The 23758-nt window shown below is 37.2% G+C and carries 12 protein-coding genes; 7 read left to right on the plus strand and 5 right to left on the minus strand.

Features of this window, described 5'->3' with window-relative positions; genetic code table 11:
• Nucleotides 1-107: 107 nt before the first annotated feature.
• Complete coding sequence (locus ACFS3A_RS00345; RefSeq protein ID WP_379823165.1) at nucleotides 108-4682, minus strand: hypothetical protein; 4575 nt, start codon at nucleotides 4680-4682, stop codon at nucleotides 108-110.
• A gap of 68 nt (nucleotides 4683-4750) precedes the next feature.
• On the opposite strand from ACFS3A_RS00345, the gene ACFS3A_RS00350 reads away from it, so the two are divergent.
• The 3 genes from ACFS3A_RS00350 (at nucleotide 4751) to ACFS3A_RS00360 (ending at nucleotide 9517) form a co-directional block, all read left to right on the plus strand.
• Nucleotides 4751-5221 (plus strand): DUF4138 domain-containing protein, encoded by a 471-nt coding sequence (locus ACFS3A_RS00350; protein WP_343590808.1) that lies wholly within the window; start codon nucleotides 4751-4753, stop codon nucleotides 5219-5221.
• Between the two features lie 125 nt (nucleotides 5222-5346).
• Nucleotides 5347-7227, plus strand: coding sequence for a DUF262 domain-containing protein (locus ACFS3A_RS00355; protein WP_343590809.1), 1881 nt, complete (start codon nucleotides 5347-5349; stop codon nucleotides 7225-7227).
• On the plus strand, nucleotides 7211-9517 hold the full coding sequence (locus ACFS3A_RS00360) for a DUF262 domain-containing protein (protein ID WP_343590810.1): 2307 nt from the start codon (nucleotides 7211-7213) through the stop codon (nucleotides 9515-9517). Before ACFS3A_RS00355 ends, ACFS3A_RS00360 begins: the two co-directional genes overlap by 17 nt.
• Nucleotides 9518-9594: 77 nt before the next feature.
• Here the strand turns inward: ACFS3A_RS00360 and ACFS3A_RS00365 are convergent, their stop codons facing one another.
• The gene (locus ACFS3A_RS00365; protein WP_379823167.1) at nucleotides 9595-10533 is read right to left on the minus strand and encodes a hypothetical protein; all 939 of its coding nucleotides are present in this window, start codon (nucleotides 10531-10533) and stop codon (nucleotides 9595-9597) included.
• A gap of 563 nt (nucleotides 10534-11096) precedes the next feature.
• Here ACFS3A_RS00365 and ACFS3A_RS00370 point away from each other — a divergent pair.
• Entirely contained in the window at nucleotides 11097-11903 is an 807-nt protein-coding gene (locus tag ACFS3A_RS00370) for a hypothetical protein (RefSeq protein WP_379823169.1), read from the plus strand.
• A gap of 522 nt (nucleotides 11904-12425) precedes the next feature.
• On the opposite strand, the gene ACFS3A_RS00375 is transcribed toward ACFS3A_RS00370, so the two are convergent.
• The gene (locus ACFS3A_RS00375; protein WP_343590813.1) at nucleotides 12426-12836 is read right to left on the minus strand and encodes a hypothetical protein; all 411 of its coding nucleotides are present in this window, start codon (nucleotides 12834-12836) and stop codon (nucleotides 12426-12428) included.
• A 619-nt stretch (nucleotides 12837-13455) separates the two neighbouring features.
• Between ACFS3A_RS00375 and ACFS3A_RS00380 the strand changes: the two genes are divergently transcribed.
• From ACFS3A_RS00380 to ACFS3A_RS00390, 3 genes are read left to right on the plus strand one after another with little or no spacing between them, the layout of a single operon-like run.
• Nucleotides 13456-16479, plus strand: coding sequence for a SusC/RagA family TonB-linked outer membrane protein (locus ACFS3A_RS00380; protein ID WP_343590814.1), 3024 nt, complete (start codon nucleotides 13456-13458; stop codon nucleotides 16477-16479).
• A gap of 18 nt (nucleotides 16480-16497) precedes the next feature.
• Entirely contained in the window at nucleotides 16498-17928 is a 1431-nt protein-coding gene (locus ACFS3A_RS00385; protein WP_379823171.1) for a RagB/SusD family nutrient uptake outer membrane protein, read from the plus strand.
• 1 nt (nucleotide 17929) lies between these two features.
• Nucleotides 17930-20587, plus strand: coding sequence for a S9 family peptidase (locus ACFS3A_RS00390; protein ID WP_379823173.1), 2658 nt, complete (start codon nucleotides 17930-17932; stop codon nucleotides 20585-20587).
• Between the two features lie 69 nt (nucleotides 20588-20656).
• On the opposite strand, the gene ACFS3A_RS00395 is transcribed toward ACFS3A_RS00390, so the two are convergent.
• Together ACFS3A_RS00395 and ACFS3A_RS00400 are read right to left on the minus strand one after the other, a co-directional pair.
• On the minus strand, nucleotides 20657-20938 hold the full coding sequence (locus ACFS3A_RS00395) for a DUF6520 family protein (RefSeq protein ID WP_131427308.1): 282 nt from the start codon (nucleotides 20936-20938) through the stop codon (nucleotides 20657-20659).
• An 88-nt stretch (nucleotides 20939-21026) separates the two neighbouring features.
• Entirely contained in the window at nucleotides 21027-22544 is a 1518-nt protein-coding gene (locus tag ACFS3A_RS00400) for a DoxX family protein (protein ID WP_343590817.1), read from the minus strand.
• Nucleotides 22545-23758: the final 1214 nt, after the last annotated feature.

Here is a 23758-nt window from a genome sequence, read left to right on the forward strand (position 1 = left end):
CCATAAATATCTTTGTAATATCGGTGCTTTTAATTTTAAATTAAGTGCTGATTTTTTAGAGCAGGCCGGACAGCATTATAATTAATTTTAAAATTCAGGAGAGATGTTTAAACCAATTCTTCTAGGATTTTCTCAGTAATTCTTTGATAGCGGTAATCTTTCAAAATTGAATCGAATGATTTTAAGAGATCTTTCCTCAGAAGGATGCTCTGCTCATCATTTGATTTTAAAGCATTGAATGCGCCAACGATAAATTTTATAGTTTCCTGATCCCTGCCAAATCCCTGTTCTTTATTTTTTAGCTTATCGTCAAGCAGGACAGCCTTATTAAATATATTGACTGAAGTGGGGGCATACTTGCTGCACTGTTGGGTTAAATATCTGATGAGCTGTCCGGAAAGATAAAAATGGGGGGTCCCGATAAAAAGGGTCAGGAATTTTTCGATATCTATCAGTTCAATGTCATCAAGAAGCATATACTGAAAAGCCATGTCCTTGGATGTATCCAGGTTTTCGGCTTCCAGCCAATACTCTAAAATGTTATTTGCTTTTAAAGAGCTCTCTTTGTTATGATAGTAGTTTTTAAAAACAACCTGCAGCGTCCATGATCTGGTGTAATGACTGCCCGAAATTAGATCCTTAAGAAGTTTTTCCGCGGCATCTTCTCCATATATGTAGGAGCTGTATAAAATTAAAAATAAGGCTTGAGAATCTTCTTCCCCTAATTTCCTGCTTTGTATAAGTGCATCAAAAACGGGAATAAATTTTTCAAAATTGACATTGGCCATAAACTGAAGTGACCAGAGGGCTGAAGCGGCAATATAAATATTGTTCTGCTGAAGAAGGTTGGTACTGAAAATTTCAAATGATTTTTCGCGGTCTAAATTATTTAGATAGACCAAGCGATTCAGAACTACCGCTTTTGCTTCAGCGGGACCGTCCTTTAAGATTTTTTCAATTGTGCTGAAAGTGACCTGCTTATGCTTTTTGTCGGTTATCTGCAATAATGCCGCAGCAGCCATTCCATAAGGAGTGCCCTTTGCAGCTCTAACCAATTCAACTTCCGAGGTTTCGGAATGGGCTGCAAAATCTACATTTTTAGCTTTATTCCAATTTAGGGCAGTGCCGATGATGTACTCTAAGATTTCATCGTCATCAATATTGGATTCAACAAGATATCCGGCAATTCTGACCACAATGTTCATTTCATCCTGCTCACTTCCGTCCACAATGGGTTTGAGTTTTTTGAACAGCATGTGAATTATTTTGGGATCATGCTTTATTTCGATCAGTCCCAGCATTCCTAACACGGGGTAGCTGATGTTTATTGATGTGTCATCTATTGCGTGCTCTATAATTTCAGCAGATCTATCAGGGTAGTTTCTGGCATATTCTTTAAAAGCCCATGAATGTTCCCGCAGCCCGCCTTTAAGGAAGTCCTTTGAAAATGGATTTCTCTCTGAGTTATATGTACGAAAAGATGCCAGCCAATGCAATATGCCCATTTTGCTGTATGCCTGATCATTCAGGGGCCTTCTTACAATACCGGCCAGAGGACTGCCCGAGGTGTAGGTTTCTTTAAAATCTTCAAATTTTCGATCTAATTCATTTTTTCGTTTTTTTAATTCTGTATTTTCTTTAAGAGTTTTTTCTGGAAACCTTCTTAAAAGGACATGCTGTGTGAAACCCCATTTCAAGTGCAGGTAACTTTTATCATTGTATCTGCGGACAGCTGTTTCGGACGGGACCCTTAGATTCAGCACCAGCTGCATAATTGTTTTCTGCTCATCGGCATTAAAATAGGGAAAGCTGTTTTGAAGCAGATCCCGGAACTCCGCTCCAAGATCGCTTGCTGTTAAAAAACATTTGCTGTCATAAAAATGCATGAAGAGTTTATAGGTGTAGTCCGGATAAGTTCTATGAGAACCGTCTAATGCGTGAACAATAAGACGCAGGACCGCCTCATATCTTGACGTAAGATGGTGATCAAGGAACTGCTTAAATTCCGGACTCTCTGACAATGCCATTTTCCGCAGGCAGGAAGCCAGAAGCCAATAGTAATATCCGTCGTTATCTGAGGGCTTTGTCGTTTTTAAATTTACCCCTGTATAAACATGGTCATCATAAAAGCTTAAATAGTTATGGTCATTTGACCTTAATTCTTCAATTAGACTCTTAAGCAGAGGCTGGGCCAGTTTCCACGGAATTACGCTGGATAATGCGCCAAGCAACTTATTTTCCTGGTAGGCTGTATTTCTTGCGGTCTGCTGCAATGTATTGTTGGGCAGCTTGTCTTCAATCAGATTGAAACAATACTCAGGATTTGTCTGCGCTATTTTATATAGGGACGTGTAATAGGTATGCGGGTCACTATCTACAAGATCGGGACATTGTTCGAATAGTTTCAAGTAATTATCGGCAGGGCAATCCTGCAGATAGAATAGAAGTGACTGCTTTACTGCGGTGTTGTCTAATTTATAGAGGAGATCCCATGCGCCCTCTGCATTTTTACTTATATACCGATGCAGAAAACTTACCATGCTATTGGTTTGGTATTCGTCAAAACCCTTCGTGCCGAAGTTAATCTGGATTTCAGCTGCTTCACCTCGGGGTTGAGTCAGCAGTCCTTTTTTCTGGGCTGAAAGAAACCATGCATCGTCCTGTGCATTCTCAAAATATAGAATCCTATATTCAATGCTGCTGCCGGCCAGATCTGATATCAATTCTGCTTCTTCTTCAAAAGGAGACTCCTGAAATAAGACCCAGCAATAGCACATGTGCTTGATATGGAAAAAAATCTCATCATCCTTGAAAATGTTTTCCAGCTGGGCAAGATATATTTTTGGACTGTATTCCCGCAGGTAATTAATGATCATCTTTACGGCCGACCTTATCAATATGGACTGGTGCTGCTGCTTGATGTATTTAATGATGCTGCTGTTTTTTTCGACGAATCGTTTAGCGAAAATAAAATCATAAAATGTCTGATGAAAGAACTGGATCTGTCTGGTGTCCTTTTTTATCAGCCTTTCACTCTCAAGATAGTTCAACTCGGATAAGTAATTGTCAAAATGAAATTCATTTACGGTGATTGCCTGATCTGCAAACATTTTATTGGCAATTTTGAACAGGAGCTTTTTTACTTTTAGAGGATCTACCGGTGTCTGATGGCTGATTGTCCTAACCTTGGATCTGTAGAGTTCCGTATAGAGTTCATGCAGGGAGCTTATTGATGAATTTAAATTGACAGAAGAGCTTATACGGGTATAGATATTCAGATGGCTGGGTGTTCTGAGAAGGTGCAGCAGCTTGCTGGAAATTTTATTTTCATCAATTCCCTTTTTCCTAATTGTTTCAAATACTTCCGATTCGCTCAACAGTCCGACTTTCACCGTTTTCAAGTTTTTATAAACTTTTAGGGAAGGGTCATAATGAAGATCGAAGATGCGGACAGAGACAATAAGCCGAATATTGGGGTCATAGGTAAATTGATCGATTATTAGTTTAAAAACATCAAGATAGCTTCTATTGCTGGACATGGACTGTGATAAAGCATCAATCTGGTCAATAATGATTACTGTCTGGCTGTATTTTTCTTTACATTTCTCTATCAGATCCAGTACAGGGACTTTAAGCCCGGTTTTAAGCTGCAGCTCCTTTATGTTAGAACAGTGCAACTTGTCGGCTTTCAAGCCCAGGACTCCAATTTTGCCGTTAGACAGCTGGTCATAAAGATCTTTCAGTATGACAGTTTTGCCCATTCCTGCATTGGCGGCGAGAAGGCATACATTCAAGGGACGATCCAGCTCATCCAGTTCATGTGGTGCACTTAGCCATTCAATAAGCTCCTGGGTTTCTTTTCGGGGAATGTGTGAATTTTGCAGGTCATCAAAATGATTCTTTTCGATACTCAGACTGGCAGAACCTTTCTGCAGTTCCTTTTTAATATTATCCCCGGTCAGCATATTGCCAAGGTTCCCTGAGAGAGTGTTTTTATGGTTTTTGCCAGAATCTAAAATTACAGTGCGGACCTGAAAAAATAATGACTGCAGATGCCTGCAGGATGGATGGACAAGTAATGCATCAAGATCCTGAGGATAGATTTTTTTTACTTTTATTGCTGCTAGTATTTCCAGAACATCATTAAAAGTTGAAGGCAGAAGCGAAAGGGGTTTTATGGTAGGATGCTTCAGATTCTTAGCGATCCAATTCTGCAGGTCTTTTTCCGCTTTTATATTGGCATTAAAATCGTCAATAAAATCGCTGCATTCCATTACGAATCCCGTTGAGACAGCAATATAATAAGTGAATTTTTTTTTATCAGGAATCAATCTCGGATCAAGCAGGCTGTAAAGCGCGAATTTGGTGATTTCCAGACCAAACTGCTGTTTGGAGAGATTCTTTGCGTACTTCTTACATTGAATGATTCCAGTACTCTTGAAGTTATTGAATAAAGCACAGTCACGCCCTTTGTCGTGAACCCCTGACATCGGGGAAATGCTTTCAAAAGATTCGAATTTATTCTCTTTGATCAAAATATCGTAAAGACTGTATACCAGCTCTTCGAATCTGCGGTCATCAGAAATCTGGTTATAGGGAAATGATTTGTTTTCAATTGCGACAGGCTTATTTTCCTGCGGATCGTCAAAAGGCAGTACGGTATGATATTGAATTAAATCCATATGAGGTAATCAGAGTTCTATAATTTAAATTTGGTACTGTCTGCAGCAATACTGGTAAAGACAAATAAATGAAATGTAAAACAAGCTCAAATATAGAGATTATTTGCCCTTTTTTAAGACTACTATCGGCTACTGTAATTCTGATCAGCTGCGCATTATCCTCTTTTGCGCACAATACTGCAGGTATTCCCCTTGAGCTGCAAAGGATAGCCCCCTTTGCAATCAAAGTTACCTATGATAAGACATCTAATATTTTTTTCCCGGGAGCTATTCGCTATGTGGATCTTGGCAGCGGGGAACTCATTGCAGGAAAAACGGAAGGATCAGACAATGTACTGAGGGTAAAAGCGTCGGTAAACGATTTCGAGCCTGAAACCAATTTTTCTGTCATTACTAACAACGGAAGTTTTTACATCTTCGATGTGCACTACAGCGCGAATCCCGATACACTGAGTTATAATTTATGCAAGGTGAACCAAGCAGGCCAGAAGGCAGGTGCAGATATTCATATTTTTAAAACGATTGCTGCTCTAAGATAAAAGCACAATATCTCTTGCGAAATTTTATAATATTTATCGTACTGCTTTGATAGAAAATATTATAAATGTGCGAAACATTTTATAAATTGCTCAAATTTCCTAAACATTTTAACTATACCTAATTTATGAATACATTAAACCAGACTACTGCTCTGATAGACCTGTTTGGAAAAGAGTTCATCATACCTCATTACCAGAGAGGATACCGCTGGGAAAAGCAGGAAGTTGAAGAACTTCTTGATGACTTGTGGAACTTTCAAAAAACGTCCAATAATGGAGAGTTTTATTGCCTGCAGCCCGTTGTTCTGCAAAAAGTGGATGATAATATCTATAATGTACTGGATGGACAGCAGAGGCTTACGACCATTTATCTGATTCTTGCTTTTCTTGAAGAAGCAAGGCATGACTACGGTTATATGCAGAAAATTTTTAAACTGAGATATGAAACAAGACCAGGTTGTGAAGAATATTTACACCAGAACAAATTTTCTTTAGGTATTGATGAAAGCAATATTGACTATTTTCATATCACCAATGCCTATCAGGCTATACGGGAGTGGTTTGCAGATCCACTGCATGGAGGGGCAAAAGTAAAACTAGTGCCTATTCTTATGGATGAAAATTCAAAGTCCAACCGAAATATTAGAATTATATGGTATCAGACAGCGCCTACAGTAAAACCGATCGATATTTTTATACGTCTTAATATTGGAAAGATTCCCCTTACGGATGCTGAACTTGTAAAAGCTCTTTTGCTGCAGAGTGATAAGTATGGAGATAAGGAACTAAAGTTTGCGGAAATGAAACTTTTTGAGCTGGCTTCTGAATGGGACAGAATTGAATATGCCCTTCAAAATGAGGATTTTTGGTATTTTTTAAATAATGGCAGTAATACCAAACCTTCGCATATTGAATTCATACTAGATTTGACAGCAGATATTATTTTCAGGGAAAAAAAATATTTTGACAAAAAGCCTCATAAGCATTCCACTTTTCTGATTCTCTCAGCCTACCTTCAAGACCTTCTAGAGACTGAGCAGATGAGCAGGATTAAAGCTGTGGAAAAAATATGGAAGACAATTGCGGAATATTTTGAGTATTTTCAGAACTGGTATAATGACAGGACACTCTTCCATCATATAGGTTATCTTGTTGCTGTGTCTACTAGGCCGGCTATATTGATTGATAATCTTTTGGTAAAATCTAAAGGGCTTGCAAAAAGCAGTTTTAAAGAATACTTAAGGAGTCAGATAGGCTCGAGGGTTTTTATTGAGAAAAAACGAAAGGATATTAGTGGAGAGGAAAAGTATTTAAATTTGGAAGACCTAGTGTATGAAACGGCAGATCAGAAAAGCAGTGATCGTCAGGAAATAATGAGGATTCTACTGCTTCATAACGTAGATGCATCACTACGAAGCGATAAAGAGAATTCTAGATTCCCTTTTAATCTTTATAAGCAGACTCATACAAATCAAAAATGGAGTCTTGAGCATATCCATGCTCAAAGATCAGCCTATATTACAAGTGAAGAAGGCAAGAGAACATGGCTTACCGACCATAGAACTTCTCTTAACAGCAGCCAGCATGATGATGACTTTGGCATTTTGGCTGAGAAAATGAATGCTCTGCTTTCTGAAGAAAGCATCAACAAAAATGGGTTTGAAGACGTGGTGGAAGAGTTATACTCTTTAATTAATTCCAAAACATGCACTGATCAGAACAAAATTCATTCAATAAATAATCTTTGTCTTGTTGACAGCATTACCAATAGTCATCTGAATAACTCAGTTTTTGACGTGAAGAGGGAGAAAATAAAACAGAGAGAAGCCAAGGGACATTATATTCCAGTCTGCACAAGAAATATTTTTATGAAAACCTATAGTGAATATCCCCATACTAATGCTTATTGGACAGATTACGACAGGGAAAAGTATTTAGAGAAAATTAGAAAAGTTTATGATTTTTATACTCAACAATCTATAAAGGAAAATGAAGTTTACATTTAAAGAGTTATTAGAGAAATATAATGTAGTGATTCCGCAACTCCAGAGAGATTATGCTCAGGGGCGCACAAGTGAGGAAGATTTGAGAAAAGTATTTATATCTAATATCCGGTCAGTGCTCGCTGATGACGGAACAGATCTTAATCTTGATTTTGTTTATGGCTACACTGAGCCTTCTGGCGGTGAGCGAGAAGTTTTTATCCCTTTGGATGGACAGCAGCGACTTACAACGCTTTGGTTAATCCATTGGTACCTCAGTCCGCGTGAAGTAGAACAAATAGAAGAGAAAACTTTCTGTTTTCTGGATTCTGATACAGTGGAATATCTAAAAAATTTCACATATCAAACAAGGATCTCATCAAAGCGTTTTTGTACCTGCTTAATAAGTGAATCACTGAATTTAAAATCAGAGAGGTCCTTAAGCAGTAATATTACTGATTCACCCTGGTATATGGCTTCGTGGGATAGTGATCCTACAATTAAATCCATGCTTGCCATGTTGGACACCTTGGAGAAACTTATACTAGACAAAGAAATTTCATGGAGCAATCTTTTGACTGGAAGAATTACATTTGATTATATTGACATTAAATCTGACGAATTTCGTCTAACTGATGAATTATATATAAAAATGAATTCAAGGGGCAAGCCATTGACGGATTTTGAGAATTTCAAAGCATTGTTTTCAGGTATATTAGCAAAGAAAGACACTGAATACGCAGAAAGCAGAAAGAACTTTGAAAATGCGCAAGTGAGCTATCAGGATTATTTTGCATTTAAAATTGACGGACAGTGGCTTGATCTTTTCTGGTCTTACAGAAACCAGGTTACTATCAGTGTCGATAAATGTATACTGAATTTTCTTTATTTTGTTTCCGAATTTCTCTTTTATCGCAGTGATGAAGATTACGGGAGCGAAGGTATAGTTCCCAAAAGAGATATCGATTTTTATGCCGAGGTGTTTTCTTCAAAAAAGAATATAGATTTTCTTTTTGATTCGTTGGATTTTTTATCTAAGCTTGAAAGTGCGCCTGAGTTTTTTAATGATTTATTCGAGAATATCTCCACTTTTGACATTCATAAAAAAGATTATTTTTTCAGATGTATTACAAGTACAGGGTTTGACGTTTTGGACAAAACGATGCTATACTCGATTCTGTCATATGCTACAAAACTGGAAACTGTGATACCAGATGATGAATTTAGAGATTACGTTCGCGTAGTAAGAAATCTTCTGATGGCTGTGCGTCAGCCCAATCCTAAAAGAAGAATTGAATATTTGACTAATCTGCGTTTGCCAAATGTAACGGACTACTGTGCTTTTATAGATCGTTTTACTGATGTTCTGCGTGACGATCCGCAGAATTCGGTTTATGGTATACTTTCGGAAACGCAATTTTCTGGATTCAGCAAGGAGAGTATAACTGCTGAGATGCGTAAGGCACTGGTGATTAATGATGATTTAAGCTTGAAAGATTCCATTCATGCTCTGGAGGAGCATAAACAAATTCAAGGAAATACTATTAATTTCAATTTTAAAGGTATTGATGTAAAAAATAAAATTGAATCATTTCTTCAGATTTGGTCGGGAGAAACAGACAGAGGACTCCTAGTTCGTGCTTTTCTCACTTACGGTGATTACTCTGTGAAGACTCACCAGCGTACTTTATTAGGTCCGGTATGGTATCTTGGCAGTCGACTGAACTGGAATAGAATTCTGACTGCGGGTGAAAGGGATGAAAGAAGGAAAATATCGGTAATGCTGGATGACTTTCTGGAAGGCTTTATTAAGGCTGAAGGCATAAATGTCAGCGAGAAGCTGGAGTTTATAATCGACAGGTTTCAGAGTGAAGAATATGACTGGCGCTACTACTTTATAACTTATCCCGCCATAACTAGTAATCATTATGAAAAGCTAAATGTATTTTCTTGGGGGGATAGTGATTTTGAAGTAAACCAGCTTGGGAATTCAGGAAAACAGGTACTACATTCTTATCATCTAAATTCTTATGAAATTGCATTAAAATCACTATTCAAAGAAGATGGACGTGTTGTTCTTTATTACGGCAGATTTACTGACTTGAGTTATATTAAGGTTTTAGGTAAAATCTCGATAAGATGCAAGGCATCTGCCTGGAAGATTTCATGGCAAGACAGCGTAATTTTAGATGATAGTCTTATTGAAAAATACAGACTTGTGATAGACGGAAACACTACTTATCTCAGAGATAATGAAATGAAGGATCGCATAGAACTAGCGGCCAGATTTATAAAAGATTTTGTTGAATTGTAATATATAGATTTTAAATTAGCTGCCTCTACCAAACAGGTAGAGGGCTAATTAGATGTATGACACAATTTACTGACTGACTAGTTTTCTTCCTTGACCGCGAAATACTCAGCAAATATTTTTTTCAGGGTAGTGTACAGTTCTTTCCTGGAACCGAAAATCTTTGAAAGCACTATTGCTGCCTCATTGTCTTTTTCGCTTATGCGTCCAAGGATAGCTCGGACGAGTTGCATCTTGGAATCTTCTGAATATTGGCTTCTTTCGGCATATTGGATATCTTGATCGAGGATTTTATAAATCATTTCCAAAATTTTTGTAATTTCTCGAATTAAAATATCTTTATTTTCCTTACATATAGCTAGATTACCCATTTTTATACCATTGGCAAGAAGGTGGCAAATAAAAAATAGTTTTGCGCTTTGGCCTGTCATTTCTGAATCGGGACAGCTATTGTTCGGATTAATATTGCATAACTCCTTATGATGAGTTACAAAATCGATTTTTAAGGCATCTTCAATATTCAATTCTCCTTCAAACATGAATTCGATATTAACTGCTTTATTGTAAAAGTTACGTCCTGTAGAATCAATATGTAAGGGCCCACTGTATTCTGCTCCAGGGTCATAGGGTTTTATAATTTCATGATCTACGTAGTCTTTGTCTGAAATTAGGATTCGGCATGCTTGGGGGGTATATTCAGACATTACCTCGACAGTATAGAATTTTTTATTCCTTACTAGATCACTAAGACGATAAGAAAATCGTATATTTCCGTAAATTGATCCGTCATGCCATTCATTTGGGGAAAGCCAGACTACCTTGATCAATTCACCATTAAGGCGGCTTTTGTCTTGGATGAGTTGTGGAATGATTTGCTCTGACTGCATCAGATATTTTGCGGCTGGAAGGTGAGTGATGTGGTGTACTTCTAAAAATTCTCTTGAATTGTCAAGCCAGATATCCTTTTGACCTCTCCTTTGTATTCCTTTTATTATCTTTTGATTTTCAAATATGTTCATTTGTTTTTTGAAAAATAGGTATGAAATTTATTTTATAATAATAGCAATTATTTTTTGTCTTGTCAAGCCTTTCTTATATTTTATAATCTGATTTTTTTAAACTAATATGTATTTAGATATAAAATTATTCTTAATTGTTGAATCATATGTTTTTAAATATAAGTTAAAGGTCCAATCAGCTAATTATATGTATCTTCATATAAAGTTTAATTTCAGTAAGTTGTAATTTCTTATCTATCTTTAAGGTTATCAAAGTACATCCACTATTTTGAATATGCACTTATGTAATTTGCCAGATTAATATTCAGTATAACATATTCCTGTTGCAGAATTGGCAGATTGATGGCAAAATTCTTTTTTGTAAAAACAAATTCTCTGTATCTTGACTTGTTCTTGTCTCCTCTCTTGAAATTGTAAATTTATCATATTTCCATAGTCCGTGGTTTGAATTTTTGCCACCTTTTGATGGAAAGATTGAAATCAGGTAAAAATACGTGCTTGGGACTGTGCATGAAATTGTTATTTTACCTTCTCATCTTTTTTAATTTACTAAATAATTTTATATGTTTGGAGACCACGTAACTGCCCATCGGATAGCATTCCAGTTTATGGGTATTGATATGAAATGTCGTGCGGAGCTGCAGAAGTGTACTCTTGTATCGGAACGCGACTACGTAACGGCCTTCGGGACTAGAATTCGAGATAGTCTTTTCCATGATTTTGATTGTTATTCACAGACTTTAAGACCGGCGGTTGAACAGGAAAACGGGGTGGACGGCATCATCGTTTTTAAATTCGGCAATGATGTCAAGATCGGCATGTTTGAAGCCAAAAGGCCACAGCTGAAGCACAAAAGCTGTCGTTGGGACTATCTTTCAGGAGGTGGGCTTTCGCATTTTACCGAACAGATAGAAAATCAGCGGAAATGGAGGGATGTTTTTGCCATCTGGGAGATGTTTATGAACGAGATGCCGGACGGACATCTCAGCCCTCCTTTTGAGCATTTTGGGAGTACCTGTATATGGCATAATGATGCTTTTCGTTATGCTGCTGTTAACGCACTCTATCTCAGTGCATGGACGACCGACCACCTGAAGATTCTTGCAGCGCAAGACTCTGTGAACCTTTACACTATCATATATAATATAGTGATCTGCAAGAGGGGCAGGCGCCTTACAGTCAATCCGGCAGACAGCAGTGTTACTGTCCTTAATCCGGCGGACAACAGCTTTTCGATGGAAGTTCCTCTGCCGTCTGCTCGCAGCAGGGACGATGATTTAAGGATAGCATCTTTTCTAGAACGCAACAATCTGGACCATTATACTTTCGTAGACCTTGCTGGAAACAAGGAACATCTTGACAGTCATTAGTGGCTGCCGTGCAGCAGGGAATAAAAAATATAAACTACTAAAATAGTTTAAAAATCGCATTAAAGGATGATTTTAAAGTTAGATGCTAGCTGACCAATGAGTGCCTGCGAAGCAAGGACACTGGAAAAAGTGTCGGATTATGATTTGTTCAGTATATTATCATTTTCAGATACATATAAGAATAAAAAGAGATAGAACAGAAAGTTTTCTTTCTGTTCTATCTCTTTTTAATAGAAACTTTTACTATAATTTCTGTTAGAAGAAGCTTGAAAACGTAGTGTTAAATCTAACGGTAATTATTGCGCCGTATTCTAGGTGGTTTAAATTGCCTTTACCTTTGGTTCTAATACTGGCAAAGGGGCTTGCTCTAATTTTTATATTAGCACTATCTTAAATTGCACTGTCTGTAGGGCAGCCGCAAGTGAATTGCTATAAATCCCGTGAGGGTTAAGTGTTTTTTCACCACTTTATCGAAATTACATTTATGACTGAATAAAAAACATAAAATGAATTGCCCAAAATTTATTCTCGTGATAGAAGAAATTTCTTAAACGCAACAATATCGGATTCGCTTATTGAATAATATGTTTTAGCAAAATCGTTTAGAGAAAATCCCATAGCTTCCAAAATTAAGATTAAAGTTGTTGATTTAGCTACAGATTTAGCATTAAGAATGTTTGAAACTGTTGCTTTTCTTATGTCTACTTCATCAGAAACTTTTCCATAACTTTTTACAATAACATCCACATCATTCTCATTATGAGGATAATTTTTATTGCTTTCTAATAGCCTTCTTAGGCTAAGTGCAGTCTTTAATTTTATATTTTCTTCATTAGTTTTTTTCACAATGCAATTAACCATATCTAAAATAAATAATCGGTACGCTTTGGGGTACCGATTATTTTTAATATATTTGATTTTGTAACTAGTCAAATAGTAACTTTTTTGTTAAATTTGCGATTCTTCAATAAAAATTTTTGAAGCATTCGCTTTGAATCTCGTATAGGAAAACTGGCGTTTTTAAATTACCACGAGATGATAAGTGCAAATGCTCACGCCACAAAGGGCGTGGGCTCACTTATTTGTGGTAAAGGTACCGCCAGTACCTCCTATACAATAAGCTGAGTTCCGCGCCTCTTTTATTTGGTCACACCTCAACTTCTTCAAAGCAGCTTCCTTAGATTTTAAAGAAACGCATCCTTTTGTTTAACCTATAACCGGTTTAAATAATGATGTAGCAGTTAATTTATTATTAGTAATGCCTGGCCCATACTGTTATTACCGTTGAATTAGTTAAAGGAAGGGCTAGGTTATTACCTTATCTAAGTATTTTGTGTAAAATTTACAGAATCAAAAATTTATATCATCATTTTTTTTTAAATTATTAACCCAATTAAAAACACCTTGCCAGTGAAATAATACAATTATAATCAAAATTGAAAGCTCACTTAGAGCTACAATTAAGTAAAAAATGGCCCTCTACCACAGCGACTAAACTAGTATAGAGGACCATAGCCAATCAAACCAATGTTTAACTAACCAATCCAATATTATGAATAATTTTTCATTTTACAAGGATGGGAAAGCTCTTTATTGCCTATTTTTTATCTGGCTGTCTCTATCTTTCTCATCCTGTTTTGCCGCTGATTCACGGCATTTCAATACCATTTCACAACAGATTCACGGTACTGTAACCGATGGAAGTTCTCCGCTTCCAGGTGTCACTATTTCTATAAAAAATAAATCAAATACTACAGTAATATCAGATTACAACGGCCAGTTTTCTCTTTCTGCTTCGCCCTATGATACACTCGTGGTTTCCTTTATCGGATTTAAAACTGCTTTAGTACCCATCGCCGGAAAGAAGATTCTCAATATTGCCCTGCAGTATAACACGACCAGCCTTCAGGAAGTCAAAATCAACGCGGGCTATTATTCGGTAAAAGAAAAAGAACGCACAGGAAGCATTTCAAAAATCAGCTCAAGAGATATCGAAAAACAACCCGTTACCAATGTACTCGCGACAATGCAGGGACGAATGGCAGGTGTGAATATAACCCAAAATACAGGTGTAGCCGGCGGAGGTTTCGATATCCAGATACGCGGACAAAACAGTTTACGTTCTGATGGAAACAGACCTCTATATATTATTGACGGCGTTCCTTACTCTTCTGATTCGGTAGGTTCAGATCTCACCGGAGTTGTTCTTCCGGGGCCAACCAGTCCTTTAAACAGTATTAACCCAAGTGATATAGATAGTATAGAAGTGCTTAAAGATGCCGATGCTACAGCTATCTATGGCTCAAGAGGTGCTAACGGAGTTGTGCTTATCACTACAAAAAAAGGAAAAGAAGGTAAAACGCGCTTTACTGTAAATGCCTCAGGGGGACTTGGTAAAGTAACCCGAATGATGGATTTAATGAATACCCAGCAGTATCTGCAAATGCGAAGAGAAGCATTTGCCAATGATGGCATACCGTACGGACCAACAGATTACGATGTAAATGGAACTTGGGATCAGAACCGCTATACCAATTGGCAGAAAGTTTTCATTGGAGGCACTTCAGAGATCAACGATGTGCAGGCATCCTTGACAGGAGGTTCTGCGGGAACACAATTTCTAGTGAGCGGTAATTTTCATAAGGAAACAACAGTATTTCCAGGGGATTACAATTACAAGAAATGCAACTTGCTTACCAATCTGAATCATGAGTCCGAAAATAAAAAATTACATCTCAATTTCTCTATGGGTTATACAGTACAAAAAAACTATCAGATGGCAGATGATATCACGCAGCAGGCCGTTCTTCTTGCCCCAAATGCACCAGCGCTGTATGATGCCCAGGGGAATTTGAACTGGGAGAACAGTACATGGAACAATCCACTGAGTGCTTTGGAAGGAGAATACAGGTCCAGTACCAATGATCTTTTTGTCAATGGTTTGTTTTCTTATGCAATTATTCCAAATTTAATTGCTAAAACAAGCTTTGGTTTTACCGACACCCGATTTGAAGACAGCCGTACACAACCCTCTACCATGTATGATCCTGCATCTGAAGTAGGAAGCGACAACTCATTCATCGATGTTAATGCCACCTCAAGAAAATCATGGATTATTGAACCTCAATTGTCATGGTCAAAAAAAATAGGCAAAGGAAAAACCGAAATACTCATAGGGGCTACCTATCAGCAGCAGACTTCAGAACAACTTGTACAGGAAGCCATTGGATTCAGTAGCAACAGCTTGATTTATAATCTATCTTCTGCTTTTTCTATTTACAATGACACTCATAGTGAAACTGTATATAAATATCAGGCCTTTTTCGGTAGAGCCAATTTCTTCTGGAACGAGCGTTATATTATCAATCTGACGGGTCGAAGGGACGGCTCAAGCAGATTTGGCCCTAGCAGACAGTTTGCCGCTTTTGGAGCTATTGGAACTGCCTGGCTGTTTTCAAATGAAAACTTCATAAAGAATAATCTTGATTTTTTAAGTTTTGGAAAACTAAGGCTGAGTTATGGAACCAGTGGAAATGACCAGATCGGGGATTACCAGTTTTTAGACACCTATGGAGCTTCGGGTAACAATTACGGGGGTATTATCGGTTTTGAACCTACGCGATTATTCAACCCTAACTTTGGCTGGGAAATCAATAAAAAATTAGAACTGGCATTGGAAACTGGATTTTTCAAGGACCGAATTTTTATAACAGCTGGCTGGTACAGTAATCGCTCGTCGAATCAACTCGTTGGAAATCCTCTTCCTACAATGACAGGGTTCAGCTCCATACAGGCAAACCTAGATGCAACGGTACAGAATACAGGAATCGAACTCACTCTGAGAACGATCAATTTCCAAAGACAGTCCTTTAACTGGTCCAGCAGTTTTAATTTAACTATAGCCCGCAATAAATTACTTTCTTTTCCTAATCTTGGAGGATCAACTTACAAGAACTCATTTGTAATAGGAGAACCTTTAAATATTAAAAAAGTGTATCATTATACCGGGATGAATCCTCAAACTGGAATCTACCAATTTAAGGATTACAACGCTGATGGTTCCATAACAGCAGCAGAAGATAAACAATCTGTACGTGATTTGAATCCAAAATATTTTGGAGGATTTCAAAATACCATTGCCTACAAGAACTGGCAGTTCGATTTTTTATTCCAGTTTGTCAGCCAGTTGAATTATAATGGTTCCTATAGGTCAGGACTGCCCGGCAGCATGAGTAATCAGCCAACAGCGGTAATCGACCGCTGGCAGGCTCCCGGGGATAATGCAGCATATGAATTATATTCCACGGGAGTAAACAGTGCGGCAGTAGATGCATTTAACAAATATTATCAAAGTGATGCCATGATAAGCGATGCCTCTTATGTTCGTCTGAAGAACCTGTCCCTTTCTTATACTATTCCAGAGCAGTGGCTAAAAGGTGTAAAATGCAGACTGCTGTTTCAAGGGCAGAATCTGTTTACAATTACCTCCTTCCCAGGTGCTGATCCGGAATCCAGATTTAGTATGAGCCTGCCGCCGTTAAAGGTTTTTACAACCGGTGTACAGCTCACTTTTTAATCCTATAATTCAAAAATTATGAAAAAGAAATTAATTTTTCGATTTATGGCTAAACATAATATCGAAGCTGTAAGCCGAAACTATCTTATTGTATTACTTATGCTGGGTGTATTGCTTGTGCATAGCTGTGATAGTTTTGTTGAAGTTGACCTGCCAAATTCTCAACTGACCGCAAGTGGTGTTTTTGAAGATAAGTCCACAGCCAATGCTGCTATGGTAAATATATATGCAAAAATGAGAGATTCCGGTATTCTAAGCGGTAATTTGTCTGGACTGTCCAATCAAATGGGCAACTACACAGACGAGCTAGTATATTATGGAAGTGTCATTGGCAAAACCCGCAATTTTTACAATAATGCTCTCCTTGCTTCCAATGTGGATATTTCGAATTGGTGGGGCACAAGCTACAATCAGATTTATGCCGCCAATGCGGTCATCGAAGGGGTAAACGCTTCCAAAGCATTAACACAGGAGGATAAAAAGCAATTGACAGGAGAGGCTTTATTTGTGAGATCGCTGCTTCATTTCTATCTTTTAAATCTCTATGGCGATGTGCCTTACATAACCACTACCGATTACGATAAAAATAAAACAGCATCTAGGATGCCCTCTACTGAGCTGTATCTCTATATTATAAAAGATCTGGAATCGGCAGTATCATTATTACCCGATGACTATTTTTCAAGTGACCGTATACGTCCCAATAAATCTGTAGCGATGGCATTACTTGCAAGGGTGTATCTCTACAATAAACAGTGGGCAGAAGCTGCTAATGCCGCATCCTATCTTCTAAACAATACACAGAGTTACTCCTGGCAGTCCGATTTAAATTCGGTCTTTCTGAGAGAAAGCACCACAACAATTTGGCAGTTAATGCCACGCGTAAATGGGCAGAACACGCAGGAAGGGGAAACCTTTATATTCAACGCAGGACCGCCGTCACTTACTGCATTAAGCGCGCAGCTCCTAAATTCATTTGAGCCGGGAGACCAGCGCAGAGTGCTGTGGATAAAAACAGTTACTAAGGGCAGTGAAAAATGGTATCACGCCAATAAATACAAACAGAAATCAAAGACAGCAAGTTCCTTGGAATATTCCATAATTTTTCGATTAGCTGAGCAATACCTCATTCGTTCTGAAGCGCGCGCCGAGCAGGGTGAACTTATCGGAGCAAAGGAAGATTTGGACAAAATCAGAACCACAGCAGGTCTTTTAGAAACCACAGCCCTGAGCAAACAAGAAATCCTTACTGCTATCCAGCATGAGAGAAAAGTAGAGTTTTTTACAGAACAGGGACATCGTTTTTTTGATTTAAAAAGAACACATGCTCTTGATCCATCCCTTTCATCTGTAAAAGCAGGCTGGGATTCAACCGATAGGTTATTACCATTGCCGGAATCAGAACTCCTGCTCAATGCTAATCTAAAACCACAAAACCCCGGTTATTAAAATGAAATTTCATCACAAAAAAAATGACATAGATAATTTCTTTGCATTAGCGCATTATACAAGAAACTGTTTTTTAATACTGATTGTAATTTTGATTTCATTTAATGGATTTAGCCAAAACGCTTTTGAAAGAGAATTAACGGCAAAAGATTATCCTTTGTGGAGTTATTTAAATATAGATAAATTTTCACAAAATGGAAAATGGGTCAGCTTTTATCTTAATTATGAAAGTGGAAGAGATACTTTGCTGGTTAAAAATAGTGTAGGAACAAAGAGCTATAATTTCGCGGGAGCGAAAAAAGGGGAATTCATCACTGAGCGCTTTTTTTTAATGATGAGTGCAAAAGAAGAAATAAGAATTCTTGACCTCCACAGCTCCAAACAGGAAATTCTGCAAGGAGTACTCCGATATGAGGTATGCAAGGATTCCAAAAGTGTAATTATTCTCAAAAAAGCAGACACTGGAAAAAAACAGTTAGAGCTGAAAAATTTAGAAAATGACAGATCAGTTACTATTGATGATCTCGATCGATATTGGTATAATTCAAAAGCTGATCTGCTTGCATACACCGCTATAAAAGATGGTAAAATGGCCCTTAACCTGTTAAATCTGCATGATAAAACCACAAAAACAATATCTATTGCAGTTGAGGATTTTACCTATTCTGATCTGGTCTGGCAAAAGAATGGAAATTCTATAGCATTTCTGGAAAGTCCTTTAAAGAATAAAGAAAAGCCATCACTGAGTTCTGTCGGATATTACTTTGTAAAGGAAGGAAAATTATACACGTTCAATCCGCAAACGCAGGATAATTTTCCTAAAGATATGCAGGTTGTTTCTTCCTCTGCTGCCAGTCTTAATATTTCTGAGGATGGCAAAAGAATTTTTTTTGGATTACAGAAGACTCTGCTTCCTGTTGATCAAACACAAACTCAAATTTGGAGCGCACAGGATAAGTTTCTATACACCGCCAAAGTGCAGATTGAAGGTTGGGACAAAATAGCAAAAGTAGCAGTATGGCAGCCTCTGAAGAACAGCTTTAATCAGATCACAGATAATGAGTTGCCGAAAATGATGTTAAACACAGATCAAAAATACGCTTTGCTCTACAATCCGCAAAGCTATGAACCACAGGCAAATCGTGAAGCTCCATTGGATATTTATATGATGAATCTAGAAACCGGTGAGCGTAAATTAGTATTAGAAAATCAATCAGGTGCTCAAACTGGCACTACTGTTGCTATATACGAAAAAAAGCTTATCTATTTCAAGGACAGGAACTGGTGGGTTTATGATATAGAGCGAGCGGTTCATCAAAATCTTACAAAAGATCTTGGAGTGTATTTTTCAGATGAACAGACCGACTGGCCCGAAGAAGCAATTCCTTTCGGGAATCCGGGATGGATCAAGGAAAGTAAGAAACTTTTTTTATATGACAAGTATGATATCTGGAGCATTGGTATAGACGGAAGCGGGGCAGTTCGTCTGACCGATGGGCGAAAAAACAAAACAACCTGCAGAATAATTCCCCAATCTCAAGAGCAGTCAAAAAAAATGAACTACGACGGCAGTTATAAAGGAGTATTTAAACTGTGGGACAGACTGCTGATCAAAACTGAAGCACTTGAGAGTACAGGCTATTGTTATTGGGATAAAAAAAATGGTCTGCAGCCTTTGTTGGATAAAAAAATGTATACAAGCCAGTTCCTGAGTGCTTCAAATAATAGCACTTGTATTTACAAGGAAGAAAATTATGACTCACCGCCAAGACTAATCCTGAAAGAGAGTACAATTTCCAAAGAAAAAACAATCTTTCAAAGCAATACGCAGCATTTCAAATACCAGTGGGGACATTCCAAAATGATCAGCTATGTGAATTCCAAAGGCGACAAATTGTATGGAGTTTTATTCTATCCGGCTGGCTTTCAAAATGGTTTAAAATACCCTATGATTGTTCATATCTACGAAAAGCAATCCAAAGAATTGTTCAAATATGTAAACCCGTCACAGAACAATCCCACAGGATTTAATATCAGCAATTTTACTTCTAAGGGATACTTTGTCTTTTTGCCTGATATTGTTTATGAAGTTGGAGATCCAGGCCCGTCTTCGGCCGACTGTGTTATTTCTGCTGCAAAAAAAATAATTAGCAGTGAATCTGTTGACAGTGACCGCGTAGGTATCATCGGACATTCTTACGGAGGATTTGAAGTGGATTATATAATTAGCCAAAGCAATTTGTTTAGAGCAGCAGTTGCAGGGGCGGCTATCACCGATTTTGTCAGCAGCTATTTGTGGGCCGCATGGGGAGGTGAAAAACCTAATTTTTGGCATTATGAGTTTGGGCAGCTAAGGATAGGAAAATCTCTGTATGAGGATTATGATCGATATCTTAAAAACTCTCCTGTTTATCATGCTGGCAAAGTAAATACACCTCTGTTATCGTGGGCAGGCGAACAGGATGCACAGGTACATAATTATCAGAGTATTGAATTTCATTTAGCTCTCCGGCGTCTTGGCAAAATAAATACAATGCTGCTTTATCCAGGAGAGGATCATACCTTGATGAACAGCAAGTACCAAAAAGACCTTACAGAACGAATCGAACAATGGTTCGGCTATTACTTAAAAGGGAGTAAAAAACCAGATTGGTTCTAAAAAATAATCCCGTTTAAAAACAATGCAGTTCCACTGGGAACTGCATTGCCTTTTCTACAAGGAAGAGAACTAAGGGCGATATATTGTGCGTACACAATCACCAGCTGCATTCAATCCAAATAATTGTGCACCGGCTGGATCTAAATCGACTCTACAAACAATTCCATTGTTCGTTGTTGAACATTCATCCGCTTGTTCACAAGAATTTCCTTGATCATTCAATTTAACGTACCCTTGAATTGGCGCAGCTTTTTTAGAGCGCTCATTCATCGCATGGGTGGTAAAAGCACCTGCTATCGCAAGGGCAAATACGGCAACAGGAAGCACCTGTTTTGCAAATTTTGATTTCATGATATATAATTTAAATGTTAGCGATCTACTCTTTTACAGGTTTTCGATCTTTTCCCTGACACTGCAGTATATTTTCATGATAGAATTTCTATTTTTTATTTTGATAGACGTTGATTAACCTTTTATTTAATTTGTAATGAACCAGGTACTTTCCGATAATACCATAAAAATTATCATTATGAACAAAGAAACTCTTCAGCTTTTCATTTTTAATATGGTAGATATAAAAACTGCCTTTATAAGAATTAGTATTAAGATCATAGATATCAATAATACTAGCCTCTTTCCACATTTCTGAAGGTTCATACTTACCTAATAATGCTGAATTCACAAATAATAAATTTTTACAAACGGCGCTTGCTTTATTGACTATTAATGGAGGAGCCGCCAATTTTCTTTCTGCTCTGCTGGTAACAGTAGCCACTTTAATCTGCACTTTATTTACTGAATCTATTGTCTTGCCTCGATAGCTGAGGTTCAGAGTAGAGTCAGCTACTATAAATTCATTCCGATACAGGTAAATATATACCAGCCTCTGAAGTTCATGATCATAATGAAGTGTTCCGTCGACATCAAAAATTCCATCTATTTGTTTCTGTAATAATTTTTCATTGAAATGCAGCCTTGGCTGGTCTCCAAAATACAACGAACCAAGTATGCTTTCGCCTTTTCTACTGGCGTTTGAACGAAATACTAGGTTAGTTGAATCCACGAGCTGATAATGAGAAAAAGTATTGTAGCCATTCCATTTTACATATGCTTTCCAGTCTTTTATCAAACCTTTGTATATAACAGGAACCGATCCATCTATAAGATAAAAATTGGGAGGTAAAATACGAACCTGGACAGACTGGAATGGAAAATCAGTTCGAGTGGGATTAATTTTGAATTCATCTCTTTTTTGTAGAAGAGTATCAAATACTGTGATCTTTAGAGGCGCAGTATAATTACCCAGATAAATTTTATCTTTCATGGTCCCCGCAAAATAATAGGAATTAAACTGAAGATTAATTTCATTCATTTTAGCAGCTTTACCGGAAAAGCGGCGCACAAAATTATTTCGATGCTCAATTATGTCTTCGGATAATATAAAAAGAAATACAACTACCCCAATACTAAATAGAGGAGTTATTAAAAAGGCACTGGCAAGTACAGCAGGTTTTGAAATAAGATGCCCTTTGGATACCATACCGGCCAGTATCAGAATACCTGCTGCTGCCAAAATTATGAAAACTGAATTGAAAATCAAATGTTCTCTCCATCCCATTTCTTCAAGTATGCCACCACAGGAACATGGAACAAAAGAGCTGTAATTTAAAATAATATAAATATAAACGGTAAACATAACCATTAGACAAAGAGCTAGAAAAAGTCCTATTAATCTCCATTTTTTTGAAATCAGAAGAAATGCGATAAACAATTCTGTTGCCGGTACAATCCAGGCAAATAAACCTGCAAAAGCACTAAGCAATGGGGACTGTCCCAATTGAACCTGAAAATTTTCAAAATCGAGCAATTTACTTATTGCAGCATACACAAACAGCAGAACATATAGAAAAGAAATTACTTCTATAAAAATATTTCTATGATGGCTGCTTAATTTCATTGTGATGTAATTAAAAATTCATAATGTAAAATTCTGTAAATTAATTGGTTAAAGTGTTGCCGATTTGGGAATACAAATTATCAATAAGGGATTAAATTCATACTATGATCGACAATCTGTAAAGTCTTCTTTTTTATAACTCTCCCTTTATCAGTTTTAATATGTGTAAAATTAGATTAATTACTCCTGCTGATTATTACGAAAAACGATCCAAAATTTATAAAAAACGATCTATTTTACATCGTTCCCAAATATCTAAACGTAAAAATAACTACCCATAAAATCTCAATACTAATCACAAAAAATAATTGTTTTTTAATATTAGAGTCTCTTAATAAAACTTTTGAACATCAAGTGCTTACAGTATTTGTAATCTGAAAAGTATATTGAAATTTTATATACATGAATGATACGTTTATAAATTGAAAGACGAATAGTTATCCAGCATAAGTAATAAAACCCGACTTTGGAGGAGTTTTTAAGCCCCGCAGGGCAAGTTGTTTTGAGATGCTGAATTCATTTCAAGCATCTCAAAACACAACTTGCTATTTTCTCTCGAAAATATTATTACTGATGATTTTAATTGAAAGGGCTTGATGCCCTTTTTTTTGTAATGGCTGTAGGTTAATTTATTTCAGAAATCTGCAAAGTGTGCAGGCTTATAGCAAAGCCTGATCAATAACAGTTTTTTTCGGTGAAGCCTGCAGATTGTGGGAAGATATATTAAAGCAATAATTGACTTATAGATCTTAATTACAAGCACGGGCGCAAGTATGCTGGACTGCAAGTAAGCAGGTATGCAGGTGTTTAAGTATTCAAGTACGCAGGAATGTAAGCAGGCAAGTATGTAAGCAGGCAAGTATGTTGGCATGCAAGAATGCTGGCATGAAGGTATGCAAGCCAGCAAGCATTTACTTATTTGTATAGGTGTTTTTAAAAGCATAAAAATGCTTTTATGGTTTTTCCAGAAACTCTTCAATTTTATTTCAGGCAAACGTAGAAGAGTCAATTGAGCCTAAGTACCAAGAAAAAAAATATTTTTCCAAAGAAAATAGAAAAACGGAAAAAAGAAAAAGAAAGCAATTTAAAAGGGCGGGATGCAGACAGAGCAAAAGGAAACGGAATAAGTCCCGAAGGGTGTTTTGTGAGCACGCGAGCAAAACATTATGCCGTAGTCTTTTGGTCAGGCTGATCCATCACGTCCTACCTTGGTT

This window comes from Flavobacterium notoginsengisoli, assembly GCF_042686225.1.
In the GTDB taxonomy this organism is placed as follows: Bacteria; Bacteroidota; Bacteroidia; order Flavobacteriales; family Flavobacteriaceae; genus Flavobacterium; species Flavobacterium notoginsengisoli.

Excerpts from the sequence above, each read along its gene's own strand:
- ACFS3A_RS00345 (WP_379823165.1), bottom strand. The coding sequence starts at position 4,682 with ATGGATTTAATTCAATATCATACCGTACTGCCTTTTGACGATCCGCAG.
- ACFS3A_RS00350 (WP_343590808.1), top strand. The coding sequence starts at position 4,751 with ATGAAATGTAAAACAAGCTCAAATATAGAGATTATTTGCCCTTTTTTA.
- ACFS3A_RS00355 (WP_343590809.1), top strand. The coding sequence starts at position 5,347 with ATGAATACATTAAACCAGACTACTGCTCTGATAGACCTGTTTGGAAAA.
- ACFS3A_RS00360 (WP_343590810.1), top strand. The coding sequence starts at position 7,211 with ATGAAGTTTACATTTAAAGAGTTATTAGAGAAATATAATGTAGTGATT.
- ACFS3A_RS00365 (WP_379823167.1), bottom strand. The coding sequence starts at position 10,533 with ATGAACATATTTGAAAATCAAAAGATAATAAAAGGAATACAAAGGAGA.
- ACFS3A_RS00370 (WP_379823169.1), top strand. The coding sequence starts at position 11,097 with ATGTTTGGAGACCACGTAACTGCCCATCGGATAGCATTCCAGTTTATG.
- ACFS3A_RS00380 (WP_343590814.1), top strand. The coding sequence starts at position 13,456 with ATGAATAATTTTTCATTTTACAAGGATGGGAAAGCTCTTTATTGCCTA.
- ACFS3A_RS00385 (WP_379823171.1), top strand. The coding sequence starts at position 16,498 with ATGAAAAAGAAATTAATTTTTCGATTTATGGCTAAACATAATATCGAA.
- ACFS3A_RS00390 (WP_379823173.1), top strand. The coding sequence starts at position 17,930 with ATGAAATTTCATCACAAAAAAAATGACATAGATAATTTCTTTGCATTA.
- ACFS3A_RS00395 (WP_131427308.1), bottom strand. The coding sequence starts at position 20,938 with ATGAAATCAAAATTTGCAAAACAGGTGCTTCCTGTTGCCGTATTTGCC.
- ACFS3A_RS00400 (WP_343590817.1), bottom strand. The coding sequence starts at position 22,544 with ATGAAATTAAGCAGCCATCATAGAAATATTTTTATAGAAGTAATTTCT.